Below are 12,961 nucleotides of genomic sequence, written 5' to 3'. Positions count from 1 at the left end.
GTGGGGACCAAACTGAGGCGGGAAGGTTCGTTACCTTCCCGCCGGGGAGCGCCGCTCGATAGACGGCGGGACCCGTCTCGCCGGGGCGGCCGGACGCGGCCTGTCGCTCGCCGCCGGACCGGGCCACGCGTTCACGGCCGGACGAGTCCACTCGTTCTGTTCCTGCAGGTAGGTGACGAGACTGGTACGCAGATACCGTTCGGCGGCGTCGGCAGCCTCCCGCGCGCAGCGCTTGCCCATCAGCACACAGAGGGTGTATCCCGAGTCCTCGAACGTGGTGCGGACCGTGCGATCCGTCGGGGCGGCGAGCATCACGCGTTCCCAGGCCCGGTAGCGACGCAACTGCCGGGCGACTTCGGCTCTGGCGGGTAGCAGCATGGCGCCGTTCACCTTTCCGTGGCTCGATGGGGCACGTACTCCCGACGGCAGGGTGACGGTCGTGCGTACGGCGGCACGGACCCGTGACGGCGATCGAGGGTATGCACACATGGTGCATGTCCGGTAACTCCGCGTCTTGTTGGTTTTTCAACCATTAAGGGCCGGTGCGCGGGGCGGGCGCGGACCGGAGGCGGCTCGACGGTGGGGCTCGGGGCGGGTCGCATCATGCGCAGCTGTCACCCCGGGCGCCTCGGCCGTGCGCTCGTGTTGCACGGATGGACCAACCGGGTCACGCTGATGGTGACTCAGGAGCGCCAGCCGCTCACGTTTCGTGTTCGGGGCTCGTCCCGCAGGGGCGAGGGGAATCGGGAGCTTCGCGGTGAGGAGCCAACGACGATGAAGACGACAGTGCCCTGCTACTACCACCTCGACGTGGAAGTGAGCCCGGAGCGGGTGGGGCAGGTCAGCCGCATTCTGGCCGCCCACCTCCGGCACTGGGACCTGGAGAACCTGATGGAGTCCGTCTGCCGCGGCACCGAGATGCTGCTGCACGCCATCGACGAGCACGCCACCGACAAGAACACGTCGATCGAGATGTGGTGGAACGGCCAGCACCTCATCACGGCCATCGGGGACCACGACCGCGCACTGCGCCCCGACCAGGAGCTGCGCGGCTGTCTGGAGCACATCGCGGCCAGCAGCGACGGCTGGGGCTGCTGTGCCGCCGAGACCGGCAGCAGGGTCATCTGGTTCTCGCGGCGGGCCCGGGCCGGCGAACGCGTCCCGCTGGTGCCGACCGCGCCCGATCCGAGGGTCAGCGAGGGTCTGGATCTGCCCCGCGTGATCAGCGTCGCCCAGCTGGCCGGGCTGGTGCGCACCCCGGCCGGCCTTCTGGAGGCGGCCCGGTGACCCGACGGAACAACCGGAAAGGGGCGCCCGCGTGGAGCGGGCGCCCCTACCCGCTGGGTGCGGTCCCTGACGGTGAGGGCACCAACTTCGCGTTGTTCAGCGAGATCGCCGAACACGTCGAACTCGTCCTGGTGGACGATGCCGGCCGGCACACGGGTGTCCCGTTGACCGAGGTCGACGGGTCGGTGTGGCACGGCTACCTGCCCGGTGTCGGCCCCGGCCAGCGCTACGGCTACCGGGTGCACGGGCCGTGGGCGCCGGCGGCCGGGCACCGCTGCAACCCGGCGAAGCTGCTGCTCGACCCGTACGCCACGGCCGTCGACGGACAGATCGACAACCACCCCTCGCTCTACGAGCGCCGACCCGACGGCCCCGACCGGGCCGACAGCGCCGGACACACCATGCTGGGTGTGGTGACCGACCCGGCGTTCGACTGGGGTGACGACAGCCGGCCCGGCCGGTCGTACGCCGACACAGTGATCTACGAGGCCCACGTCAAGGGCATGACCCGCGCCCACCCCGACGTCCCCGCCGAACTGCGCGGCACCTACGCCGGACTGGCGCACCCGGCGGTGGTGGACCACCTGACCTCGCTGGGGGTCACCGCGGTGGAGCTCATGCCGGTCCACCAGTTCGTTCAGGACGGTGTGCTGCAGAGCCGCGGCCTGGCCAACTACTGGGGCTACAACACCATCGGCTTCTTCGCCCCGCACAACGCCTACGCCGCCCACGGCACCCGCGGCCAACAGGTCACCGAGTTCAAGACGATGGTGCGGACCCTGCACGCGGCAGGGCTCGAAGTGATCCTGGACGTCGTCTACAACCACACCGCCGAGGGCAACGAGAAGGGCCCCACCCTCTCGTTCCGCGGCATCGACAACTCCTCGTACTACCGCCTGGTGGACGGTGACTGGTCGCACTACTACGACACCACCGGCACCGGCAACAGCCTGCTGATGCGCCACCCCTACGTACTTCAGCTGATCATGGACTCGCTGCGGTACTGGGTCACCGACATGCACGTCGACGGCTTCCGCTTCGACCTCGCGGCCACGCTGGCACGGCAGTTCCACGAGGTGGACCGGCTGTCGGCGTTCTTCGACCTCATCCAGCAGGATCCCGTGATCAGCCGCGTCAAGCTGATCGCCGAACCGTGGGACCTCGGTGAAGGCGGTTACCAGGTGGGCAACTTCCCACAACTGTGGTCGGAGTGGAACGGCAAGTACCGGGACGCCGTACGGGACTTCTGGCGCGCCGAGCCGCACACGCTCGGCGAGTTCGCCTCCCGGCTCACCGGCTCCTCCGACCTGTACGCGCACAGCAGGCGGCGGCCCCGCGCCAGCGTCAACTTCGTCACCGCGCACGACGGTTTCACCCTGCGCGACCTCGTCTCGTACAACGACAAGCACAACATGGCCAACGGCGAGGGCAACCGGGACGGCGAGAGCCACAACCGGTCCTGGAACAGCGGTGCCGAGGGCGACACCGACGACCCGGCCGTGCTCGAACTCCGGGCCCGCCGCCAGCGCAACTTCCTCGCCACCCTGTTCCTTTCGCAGGGCATCCCGATGCTCTCCCACGGCGACGAAGTGGGGCGCAGCCAGCGCGGCAACAACAACGCCTACTGCCAGGACAACAAAATCTCCTGGATAGACTGGCGGCCGACCGACGAACAGCGCGCCCTGCTGGACTTCACCCGGCGGGTCATCACCCTGCGGACCGCCCACCCCGTGCTGCGGCGGCGCCACTTCTTCCGCGGCGAGAGCGTGCGCCGCACGGGCCGGAACCTGCCCGACCTGGCGTGGCTGCTGCCGAACGCCGAGGAGATGACCGACGACGACTGGCAGCGCTCCGACGCCCACAGCGTCGGCGTCTTCCTCAACGGCGACGCCATCGCCGAACCCGATCCGCGCGGCCGGCGCCTGGTCGACGACTCCTTCCTGCTGCTGTTCAACAGCCACTGGGAACCGGTGGACTTCCGCCTCCCGGCGGCCACCTACGGCGAACGCTGGACGGCGCTGATCGACACCACCGACCCGGACGGCGTCCCCGACGAGTCGGAGCACAAGGCGGGTACCCGGCTGACTGTCGGACCACGCAGCCTGGTGCTGCTGTCCAGGCCGTCACTCACCGCGAAATGAGACACGGGCGGGCCTGCCGGGCGCACCGCCCGGCAGGCCCGGATCAGCGGTTGCGGCGCGCGGTCACCGTGAACTGGGCGCCCTCGTTGTCGCGCAGCACGGCCTCGTCTTCCCGCAGGGCCAGCACACTGCCGCCGTGCCGCTCGGCGGCGCGGACACACGCGGCCACGTCCGCCACGGTGAAGTGGACCTGCCAGCGCGGCCGGATCGCGGGATCGGGAGCCGACCCCAGCGCCCCCGACTCGATGCAGGCGACCGCATGCCCGTCACTGCGCAGCACCACCTCGTCGCCCTCGTAGACGACCTCGGTGCGACCGGACCCCGCCGCGCCCCAGTCGAAGACCTCGCCGTAGAAGATCGCGGCGTCGAAGGCGTCACGGGTGTGCAGCCTGACGAAGGCGGGTTGCGACCGGCGCCAGCTGAGCCAGTGGGTGAACAGCTCGCCCTCCCAGACACCGAAGGTCGCGCCGTCCCGGTCGGCCAGCAGCGCCGCGCGCCCCGGAGGCAGGGAGAGGGGACCGACCGCCAGGGTGCCGCCGCGTTCCTGCACCCGCGAAACCGCCTCGTCCGCGCTGCGCGCGGCGAAGTACGGGGTCCAGGCCACGGCCATCCGCCACATGTCGGCCACCCCGGCGAGGCCGGCCACCGGCGCGCCGTCCACCAGAGCGATCCTGAACCGCTCGCCCAGCCGGGCAGGGCGCCATCGCCAGCCCAGTACGGCCGTGTAGAAGTTTTCGGTCGACCCGATGTCGCGACTGGTCAGACTCACCCAGCAGGGTGTCCCGTACACGGAGTGGGTGGAGAAGACATCCGTCGTACCGAGGGCGGAGGGCGTGTCGTGGGTCATGGCAGTCGCGTCCTGATCTCGTCGGCCTGGGGCAGCCAGCTGCAGGACTCCAGTGTCCGGCCTGTACCGCTCCGGGCGCCTGCCGAGTACCCCGGTGAGGGCGCCGAAACGGTGACCGGGACATCTCCGTGGCGTCCGGGTGGCACCGGACGGGGCGAGTGACGACGATGGAGGGGCAGGACCCTGGGTGAAGGCACCCGAGCACTGGGTGAAGACACCACGAGAGCGGCACACCGGACCCGGAGGTGACCATGCCCACGGACGGGGACGCGGACGCGGACCGGATCCTCCGGCTGGAGGAAGAGGTACAGCAGCTGAAGGAGGCGGTCGTCTCGCACGCGGTGGTGGACCAGGCGATCGGTGTGATCGTCGCGATCGGGCGGGTGTCACCCGATCAGGGGTGGACGGTGCTGAAGGAGGTCTCCCAGCACACCAACGTCAAACTCCGCGACATCGCCGGGACGATCGTCGGCTGGGGAAGCACCGGTGTGCTGCCGCCGGAGACAGGGGCCGAGCTGGAGAAGGTCCTGGACCGGATCAGCCGGCCTCCGTCCGCAGCTCCTCACGTACCTGGGCGAAACAGCTGCTGAGCAGCCGGGACACATGCATCTGCGAGATGCCGAGCAGCTCGGCGATGCTGCTCTGCGTCATGCCCCGGAAGAACCGCAGATAGAGGATGAGCCGCTCGCGCTCCGGAAGTGCCTCGAGACAGGGCCGGACCGCCACCCGGTCGACGACGGTGTCGTAGGCGGGGTCCGGTCCGCCGAGCGAGTCCCCGAGCGCGTAGCCGTCCGTACCGGGCATCTCCGCCTCCAGCGACAGCGCGGAGAAGCACTCGAGGGCCTCCGTGCCGGTGCGCACCTCGTCCTCGGTCAGCTGTGCGTACGCGGCGATCTCGGCGGTCGTCGGGGCCCGGCCGGGAGTGGTCTGCGACAGTTCCTTCACTGCGTGCCGCACCCGGTTGCGCAGGTCCTGGACCCGGCGGGGGACGTGCAGGGTCCACATGTGGTCCCGGAAGTGACGCTTGATCTCGCCGGTGACGGTCGGCACGGCGTACGCCTCGAAAGCGTTGCCGCGCGCCGGATCGTAGTGGTCGACCGCCTTGACCAGGCCCAGAGCCGCCACCTGGTACAGATCCTCCAGAGCCTCACCGCGCCCCCGGAAGCGGACGGCGATCCGCTCGGCCATGGGCAGCCAGGAACGGACGAGCTCGTCCCGCAGCGCCTTGCGCTCGGGGCCGTCGGGCAGCCGGGCGAGGCGGAGGAAGTCCTCGGCGGTGTCGGGTGCGTCGTGGTGGGGATGCGGCTTCGTGGTGCTGCCGGCGATACGCATGACACGCACCTCCCTGAGCAGGTGCCGGGTGGACGGGCACCGTGGGAGCGCGGGCTCGGACCGCACGGAGGAGACCCCGGGGGCGGCGAGCCGGTTCCCACGGTCGTGCCTCCGGTCCGAAGCACTGGCCTTTTCATTCCCCTGCGCCGCGCCGGTGAAACTGCTTCCCGAATTTCCGGGGCGGGAGTGCGCGGGAAGAAAAGGGAATAAGCGGGAAACACACGCTGCGAAATCGCGGAAATTCATTGTGTGAAGTTCCGGAAGGCTCGGGAGGCCGGTCGGCGCCCGGGAGAGGGGCGGGTTCGCGTCGTACGCCGGTGGTGCGGCCCGCCTCCGGGCCCGCCGGTGCGATCACGACACCGAACGTGATGTGCGGCACGCCGCGGTCCGGGCCGGACGGCCGGTCCGGCGGATTGTTCCAGCGCAGCGCTTGATCAGCGATCAGAGGGGATGAACCACCTGACCACAGCGCATTCCGCGCGTTTGACAGTGCCGGGAGCCCACGGATAGGAAGCAGCGACGGAAGTGGAAAGGTGAACCGTGTACGAGCCGAACGTGGTCGGGGACTGGCAGGAGTACGACGAGCATGCCGGTCTGCGGGTCCGCGTCCACCGTCTGGAATCGGGCGAACCGCCCCGGGGACGGGACGACGCCGCCCAAGGACTGGCGTACTTCAGCGTCCGTGTGACCGTCGAGAACCGCGGTGAGCGGAAATTCGGGATTCATCTCGAGGACGGTCAGGTCGACGTACGGACAGGGCCCGACGGGGAGAGCGCGTTCATCGACTGGCGCAACTCACAGTTCATCGAGGGATTCGACGTCTATCCGCTGCGCCGCGCCACCGCCGTGCTCTACGCGGCAGCCCCCGAGGCGTCCCTGAGCCATGTCGACGTCCAGATCCAGCTCCGGGCCGACGAGGAGTGGACCGGCCGCCGCCTGTGGTCGGGGGCCATCGCCGTGCACGACGGGGCCGCCGGGGCCCCGGGGGGCGGGGCCAGGGAGGGCCTCGCGCACCAGTTGAGCGCTTTCCTCCGGGGCCAGGCGGAGGAGGGTACCGCCTGATTCGCCGTCAGTGGGCGATCCCGTCGATGATCTCGCGGGCGCCCTGGCGCAGCAGGGCCACGGCGACGGAGGTGCCGAGCGTCGCCGGATCCAGCCGGCCCGCCCACTCGTGGGCGTTCAGCCGCACCTTGCCGTCCGGCGTGAAGACGCAGGCCCGCAGCGACAGCTCGCCGCTCCGGTCGACTCGTGCGTACCCGGCGATCGGGCTGTTGCAGTGCCCCTGCAACACATGCAGGAACATGCGCTCGGCGGTGGCCTCCCGATGGGTGTCCGGGTGGCCGAGGACACTGACCGCGTCGATGAGACCGGTGTCGCCCTCACGGCACTGCAGGGCGAGGATGCCCGCGCCGATGGGCGGCATCATCGTCTCGGGGGAGAGGACCTCGCTGATCACGTCACCCCGGCCGATGCGCTCCAGGCCGGAGACCGCGAGCAGCAGCGCGTCCGCCTCACCGGCGGCGAGCTTCGCCAGCCGCCGGTTGGCGTTGCCGCGGAACGGCACGCACTGAAGGTGCGGATGGGTGGCCGCCAACTGCGCGACCCGGCGCACCGCGGAGGTGCCGACCCTGGCCCCGGCCGGGAGTTCGTCCAGAGTGAGTCCGCCCGGGTGCACGAGCGCGTCACGGACGTCGTCCCGCTTCAGGAACGCGGCGAAAACGGTACCGGTCGGGAGCGGGCGGTCGGCGGGCACGTCCTTGACGCAGTGCACCGCGACATCCGCCTCCCCGGCCAGCAGCGCGGCGTCCACCTCCTTGGTGAACGCACCCTTGCCCTCCACCTGCGACAGGTCGCCCAGCCACTTGTCCCCGGTGGTCCGCACGGGGACGACCTCGGTGTGCACACCGGGCAAGGCGACCGCCAACTCATCCTGCACGCGCCTTACTTGGGCGAGCGCCATGGGTGAGTCGCGGGAGACGATTCGGATCAGTTCGGGGACCGACATGGCGACACGATAGACCCTTCTGCTCGAATCCCCCTGCCGGACGGACCGGTTGGGAGTCCGAACGGGGGATCCGTCCGGACTCCCGGTGACGGGCGGCCGGCTGTTCGGGAGCCGGTATCAGGCGTTCGGGTCGAACGGTATGCCCGACGGTTTCGCCGCGGTCAGATGGGAGGCGAAACTCCCGTCCTTGAGGCCGAAGTTCGCACTGCCGAAGTTGTGAGCGACGAGTTTTTCGCGCAGCCCGGCCGGATAGCCGTTCCAGCCGACCAGCGGCGGGAACTGCCAGCTGCCCTTGTGGTTCTCCGGCGGTTCGTCACCCGAACCGGCGAGCCGGAAGCAGTGCGTGCTGATGCCGTCCTTGTGGTACACGATCTTCGGGTGCGTCCCGTCGAAGCGGACCGCCGACCGGGCGTGGATCGAGAACGAGCCGTGGTTGGACGTCGCGACGTACTGCGCCGTGTCGTTCTGCACCCACACCACGACATGCTCCCAGTCGTGGCGGTGGCCGCCGAGGCTGACACCCGGCAGCGCCTGGTCCTTCTCGAAGTACAGGGCGTAGACGATGGCGCACCAGCCGTTGTTGCACTTCGAGCGCGAGTAGCCGTTGGTGGTGTCCAGGTCCGGGGCGTCACGGCAGTTGCCGTTGAGGGCCCCGGTCGGGTTGAGCCCGGGGTTGATCGCTCCGTCCGGGCCGATCGCGGGTGTGGGGTAGCACCCGTCGGTGTCGTAGTCGTAGGCGGGCTGGAAGGTCCGATCGAGGCTGTCCGCGTTCGCCGGCAGGGCCGGCGGCGGAGCGGCGAAAGCGGTGGCGGGAAAGGCGACGACGAGAGCGACGGCACCGGCGAGACCGGTCAGCCATCTCCTGCGGTGCGTTCGGAACGTGCTCGACGACACTGCGTCCTCCTCATGGTCCGGGCGCAGCCCAACGGCTGTGGGGGGCAAGGGCGTTCAGCATCCCGGCTGTGCACTTCCGTGCCAAGGGGCCACGGACGTACCGATGGTGAAGCGTTGCCCAACACCCGACGAGCCGTTACCGGATCACTCCCTGTCGTCCGGAATGTCGGTGGCCGCCTTCTCGGGCGTGAGATCCGGACAGGGCGCGCGGCCTGACGGCTCCGGCCCGGGGCGCCCGGTCCCGTTCGCGCCGATCCCGGCGCGAACGGTGAAACCCGGAGCCCCCCGCATACTTACTGTCCGGTAAGGTCGTGTGGCAGGTCGACGGAGGAGGAACCGTGTCCCGGTCCGATCACTCGCCCCTGCTGCTCGCGGGCCTGCTGGCCGTCGCGGGCGCCGCCCATTTCACGGTCCCGCGCCAGTTCGACCACATCGTGCCGCGCTCCCTGCCCGGCTCGCCCCGGGCCTGGACCTACGCGAGCGGCGCCGCAGAACTCGCGCTGGCCGCCGGAGTGGCACTGCCGCAGACCCGCAAGGCCGCCGCGTCGGCCACGGCCGCCTTCTTCGTCGGAGTGTTCCCCGCCAATGTGAAGATGGCCGTCGACTGGAGCCGCCGCCCCACGCCGCAGCGAGCCGCGGCCTGGGGACGGCTGCCCCTGCAAGTGCCACTGGTGCTGTGGGCGCGTGGAGTCGCCAAGGGTGCAAAGGGCCGGTCGTGAGCGGACGGCCGCAGCAGCGGTGACGACATGGGCCGGCGGGCGGAGTTCGCCGGCGGGGTGGGGTGGGGCGGGGTGGTCAGAACTCCTCGTGCACCTCCGGGTCCCCACCGATGCGCCGATGGGACCGGTCGGCGATGGCCCGCATCTGGGCGGCGTCCAGTTCGAAGCCGAAGACGTCGAGGTTGGCGCGCTGCCGTCCCGGATCGGCCGACTTGGGCACGGGCAGTGCGCCGAGCTGGATGTGCCAGCGCAGCACCGCCTGGGCCGGTGTGACCCCGTGGGCCTCGGCCACCGAGGCCACGGTCAGGTCGTCCAGCACCTGTGAACCCCGGCCCAGCGGGCTCCAGCTCTCGACGAGCACGCCCTTGTCCGCGTGGTAGGAGCGCAGCTCCTCCTGGGGGAAGAACGGGTGCAGCTCGACCTGGTTGACCGACGGCAGCACCCCGGTCTCCTTCTCCAGCCGTTCGATGTGGGCGGGTGTGAAGTTGGAGACCCCGATCGAGCGTACGAGCCCGTCCTCACGCAGTTTGATCATGGCCTTCCAGGAGCCGACGTACTTGTCGACCCGGGGGAGCGGCCAATGGATGAGGTACAGGTCGACGTACTCCAGCCCGAGACGCGCGCGGGACTCCTCGAAGGAGGCGAGGGTCTCCTCGTAGCCGTGGTGGCGGCCGGGGAGCTTCGTCGTCACGACGACCTCCTCGCGCGGGACGTCGGCGCGGGCCACGGCACGGCCGACACCGGTCTCGTTGCGGTAGTTCGTCGCCGTGTCGACGAGGCGGTAGCCCATCTCCAGGGCCGCCGTCACCGACTGCTCCGCCTGCGCGTCGTCCATCGGCCAGGTGCCCAGGCCGATGGCGGGGACCGTCGTGCCGTCGTTGAGTGTGTGGTTCGGGATGCTGATCACGAGGGGACCCTCCCATGGACAGTGTCGTCACCCTCCAGCCTCACCGACCGGACGGCCGATGATCAACCCGACGGGCGGGCCGGACGGACGACACGCACTCATATGAATCGGCAGGGATCCGTGCGGATCGACACGGATCGACGGAGAGGGCGCACATGACGACGGGCGGAAGCGGTGTGGGCGGGGCGGGCGGAGGGAGCACGGAGAACGGGGCGGGCGGTGGGGAGGACGTCGAGAAGAACGCGGGGGTCGAGGTGCGTCCGGTCGCCGGGCACATCGGTGCCGAGATCACCGGCGTCGACCTCGCCGACGAGCCCGGTGACGCCGTGATCGCCGCCGTCCGGGCGGCGGTGCTGCGCTGGAAGGTGGTGTTCTTCCGCGGACAGCGCCTGGACCACGCCGGACACGTGGCGATGGCGCGGCGGTTCGGTGAGCCGGTGGTCCTGCCCCGGCGCGGGAAGGCCTCGCCGCCCGGCTTCCCCGAGATCGAGACGACCGCCGACCGGCTGGAACTCGGTGGACGGTTCGGCATGGAGCACGACGAATGGCTGCGGCGCCGCCGCCACACCCTGCTGCGCGGCTGGCACTGCGACCACGGCGCACGCGTCGATCCGCCCGCCGCGACGATCCTGCGCGCGGAGGCCGTCCCGCCCTACGGAGGCGACACCACCTGGTCGAATCTGGCCGCCGCCTACGCCGGACTGTCCGCTCCGGTACGGGAGTTCGCCGACCGGCTGCGCGCCGAACACCGGCTGGGGGTCGGCTACCAGCCACGGCCCGGCGACGACGCGTATCTGCGGCACCTGCTGGACCATCAGACCGCCTCCGAGCACCCCGTGGTGCGGGTCCATCCGGAGACGGGGGAGCGGGTGCTGTTCGTCAACGGCTACTACATCGAGCAGATCACCGGCCTGTCCCGGCCGGAGAGCCACGCCGTTTTGGAGATGCTGCTGGAGCAGGCGACCCGGCCCGAGTACACGGTGCGCTTCCGGTGGGAGCCGGGCAGCGTGGCGTTCTGGGACAACCGCGCCACCATCCACCTGGCTCCGAGCGACGCCGCCCACCTGGGCCACCCGCGGATCATGCACCGGGTGATGCTGACCGGTGACGTGCCGGTGGGTGTCGACGGCCGCCCCTCGGAGCCGATCACCGGAACCGCCCCGGGACGCTGGTGACCGACCGATCAGCCGACCGGACCCCGTTCGAAAGCCGCTCAGAAGGCGCGGCTCAACAGGTCCAGCAGCGCGGCCCGGTGAGGCTCGTCCGCCTCCTTGTCGTACGCGGCGGTGTCGGCCTGTGCGTAACCGTGGCGGGCCCCGGCGTACACCTCGCAGCGGTGCCGGACCCCGGCCGCGGTCAGCGCCCGTTCCAGATGCTCGATCTGCTCCCCGGGCATCGACGGGTCCTGGTCGGCGTGAGCGAAGTACAGTTCCGCGGTGATCCCGTCGGCCAGCAGATGCGGGCTGTCCGGCGCGTCCGACGCCGGCCCGGCCCGTGGAACCCGGCAGCGGCGGCCACCCGGTCCGGGTGGGTGCCAGCCGTACGGAGGGAGAGCACCGCGCCCATGCAGTAGCCCGTCACCGCCACGGGACCGCCCGCCGCCACGGGGCGGCCGGCCACCGGAGGCAGGCGTCGGCGTCGCGCACGGCCCGCTCCGGCGTCAGCTCCTGCATGATCGGCGCGATGCGCTGGAAGATCTCCGGCCGTGCCCGCGGGTCGATGAACTCGGGCAGCCCGGTCACGGGAGCGGGCCCGTGACGGTAGAACACGTTCGGCACCAGGACGGTGTACCCGGACTCCGCCGGCCGGTCGGCCAAGGCCCGCAGCCCCGGACGCAGCCCGAAGGCGTCCATGTGGAACAGGACCGCAGGGTGGGGACCGCCGTCGGCCGGATGCGTCAGACAGGCGTCGGCGGTGCCGTCCTCGGTGGCGATGTGAGCGGTGGTTCCCCGTACGACGGTCATGACAGGCGGGCGCCTCCCTGCGGGATGTCGGCCGGGACCCGCGCCCGCAGCACGGATCACGCCCATCCTGACATGTCATGGGACCGGCACTTCAGCCGTATCCGGGGCAACTCGGTTGAGGAGGCGCTTCTTTGCCCATCACGTCCGTGTCGCCTCCCATCTCCCCCCGCCCGCCCCTACTCGAACCGTGAGGTGTCGCCCGCGCCCCGCCGTACGATCTCCGCCTCCCCGCCCGAGAAGTCGATCACGGTGGTCGGCTCGGTGCCGCAGTCCCCGGAGTCGAGCACCGCGTCCACCTGGTGGTCGAGCCGGTCCTTGATCTCCCAGCCCTGGGTCATCGGCTCGTCCTCGCCGGGCAACAGCAGGGTGCTGGACAGCAGGGGCTCGCCGAGCTCCGCCAGCAGCGCCTGGGTGACGACGTGATCGGGGATGCGCACGCCGACGGTTTTCTTCTTCGGATGCTGCAGTATGCGCGGCACCTCCTTCGTCGCGGGCAGGATGAACGTGTAGCTGCCCGGCGTGGACGCCTTGACCGCGCGGAACACGTCGTTGTCGATCCGTACGAACTGGCCGAGCTGCGCGAAATCCCGGCACACCAGAGTGAAGTGGTGACGGTCGTCCAGCTTGCGGATGGTACGGATCCGGTCGATGCCCTCCCGGCTGCCCAGTCGGCAGCCGAGCGCGTAGCAGGAGTCCGTGGGGTACGCGACCAGGGCGTCGGCGCGGATGCTGCCGGCGATCTGGGCGATGGTGCGCGGCTGGGGGTTGTCGGGGTGCACGTCGAAGTACTTCGCCATTCACCGAGCTTATGCCGCCCGGGTGGCAGGACCGCACACCCCGGCCGGTGCCCGCCCGCGCCCCGGCC

The 12,961-nt window shown here is 70.7% G+C and carries 13 protein-coding genes and 1 pseudogene; 6 read left to right on the top strand and 8 right to left on the bottom strand.

Annotated features, from left to right (window positions below; genetic code table 11):
- Window positions 1-30: 30 nt before the first annotated feature.
- Window positions 31-378, bottom strand: a complete 348-nt coding sequence (locus ACVW19_RS03240) for a DUF5133 domain-containing protein (protein ID WP_457456378.1) — start codon at window positions 376-378, stop codon at window positions 31-33.
- 396 nt (window positions 379-774) lie between these two features.
- On the opposite strand from ACVW19_RS03240, the gene ACVW19_RS03235 reads away from it, so the two are divergent.
- Both ACVW19_RS03235 and glgX read left to right on the top strand, forming a co-directional pair.
- Entirely contained in the window at window positions 775-1,287 is a 513-nt protein-coding gene (locus tag ACVW19_RS03235) for a pep a2 (RefSeq protein ID WP_457456376.1), read from the top strand.
- Window positions 1,284-3,428 carry a glycogen debranching protein GlgX gene (gene glgX / locus ACVW19_RS03230; protein ID WP_457456374.1) on the top strand — a complete coding sequence of 715 codons (2,145 nt, stop codon included), beginning with the start codon at window positions 1,284-1,286 and terminating at the stop codon, window positions 3,426-3,428. The genes ACVW19_RS03235 and glgX overlap by 4 nt, the downstream gene beginning before the upstream one ends.
- A 43-nt stretch (window positions 3,429-3,471) precedes the next feature.
- On the opposite strand, the gene ACVW19_RS03225 is transcribed toward glgX, so the two are convergent.
- Window positions 3,472-4,275 (bottom strand): VOC family protein, encoded by an 804-nt coding sequence (locus tag ACVW19_RS03225; RefSeq protein WP_457456371.1) that lies wholly within the window; start codon window positions 4,273-4,275, stop codon window positions 3,472-3,474.
- 251 nt (window positions 4,276-4,526) lie between these two features.
- Here ACVW19_RS03225 and ACVW19_RS03220 point away from each other — a divergent pair, with 251 nt between their 5' ends.
- A complete protein-coding gene (locus tag ACVW19_RS03220) occupies window positions 4,527-4,865 on the top strand; it encodes an ANTAR domain-containing protein (protein ID WP_202280880.1) in 339 nt (112 codons plus the stop codon).
- Here the strand turns inward: ACVW19_RS03220 and ACVW19_RS03215 are convergent.
- Window positions 4,813-5,607: an RNA polymerase sigma factor SigF gene (locus ACVW19_RS03215; protein ID WP_457456369.1), complete on the bottom strand. Its 795-nt coding sequence runs from the start codon at window positions 5,605-5,607 to the stop codon at window positions 4,813-4,815. The genes ACVW19_RS03220 and ACVW19_RS03215 overlap by 53 nt on opposite strands.
- Window positions 5,608-6,147: 540 nt before the next feature.
- Between ACVW19_RS03215 and ACVW19_RS03210 the strand changes: the two genes are divergently transcribed.
- Window positions 6,148-6,669: a hypothetical protein gene (locus ACVW19_RS03210; RefSeq protein ID WP_457456367.1), complete on the top strand. Its 522-nt coding sequence runs from the start codon at window positions 6,148-6,150 to the stop codon at window positions 6,667-6,669.
- A 7-nt stretch (window positions 6,670-6,676) separates the two neighbouring features.
- On the opposite strand, the gene hemC is transcribed toward ACVW19_RS03210, so the two are convergent.
- Both hemC and ACVW19_RS03200 read right to left on the bottom strand, forming a co-directional pair.
- Complete coding sequence (gene hemC / locus ACVW19_RS03205) at window positions 6,677-7,612, bottom strand: hydroxymethylbilane synthase (RefSeq protein ID WP_457456365.1); 936 nt, start codon at window positions 7,610-7,612, stop codon at window positions 6,677-6,679.
- A 117-nt stretch (window positions 7,613-7,729) separates the two neighbouring features.
- Window positions 7,730-8,506, bottom strand: a complete 777-nt coding sequence (locus ACVW19_RS03200; RefSeq protein ID WP_457456363.1) for an NPP1 family protein — start codon at window positions 8,504-8,506, stop codon at window positions 7,730-7,732.
- Window positions 8,507-8,844: 338 nt separating this feature from the next.
- Between ACVW19_RS03200 and ACVW19_RS03195 the strand changes: the two genes are divergently transcribed.
- Window positions 8,845-9,225 (top strand): DoxX family protein, encoded by a 381-nt coding sequence (locus tag ACVW19_RS03195; RefSeq protein ID WP_457456361.1) that lies wholly within the window; start codon window positions 8,845-8,847, stop codon window positions 9,223-9,225.
- A gap of 76 nt (window positions 9,226-9,301) precedes the next feature.
- Here the strand turns inward: ACVW19_RS03195 and ACVW19_RS03190 are convergent, their stop codons facing one another.
- Complete coding sequence (locus ACVW19_RS03190; RefSeq protein WP_457456360.1) at window positions 9,302-10,132, bottom strand: aldo/keto reductase; 831 nt, start codon at window positions 10,130-10,132, stop codon at window positions 9,302-9,304.
- A gap of 155 nt (window positions 10,133-10,287) precedes the next feature.
- Between ACVW19_RS03190 and ACVW19_RS03185 the strand changes: the two genes are divergently transcribed.
- Window positions 10,288-11,307 carry a TauD/TfdA dioxygenase family protein gene (locus ACVW19_RS03185; RefSeq protein WP_457456359.1) on the top strand — a complete coding sequence of 340 codons (1,020 nt, stop codon included), beginning with the start codon at window positions 10,288-10,290 and terminating at the stop codon, window positions 11,305-11,307.
- Window positions 11,308-11,345: 38 nt separating this feature from the next.
- On the opposite strand, the pseudogene ACVW19_RS03180 reads toward ACVW19_RS03185, so the two are convergent.
- Window positions 11,346-12,096, bottom strand: a pseudogene (locus ACVW19_RS03180) (dienelactone hydrolase family protein).
- Window positions 12,097-12,272: 176 nt separating this feature from the next.
- Window positions 12,273-12,893: an L-threonylcarbamoyladenylate synthase gene (locus ACVW19_RS03175; protein WP_457456357.1), complete on the bottom strand. Its 621-nt coding sequence runs from the start codon at window positions 12,891-12,893 to the stop codon at window positions 12,273-12,275.
- Window positions 12,894-12,961 lie beyond the last annotated feature (68 nt).

Source organism: Streptomyces sp. TE5632 (assembly GCF_054061295.1).
Note: the sequence above shows the minus strand (reverse complement) of the source record. Positions and strands in the feature narration are given on the sequence as shown.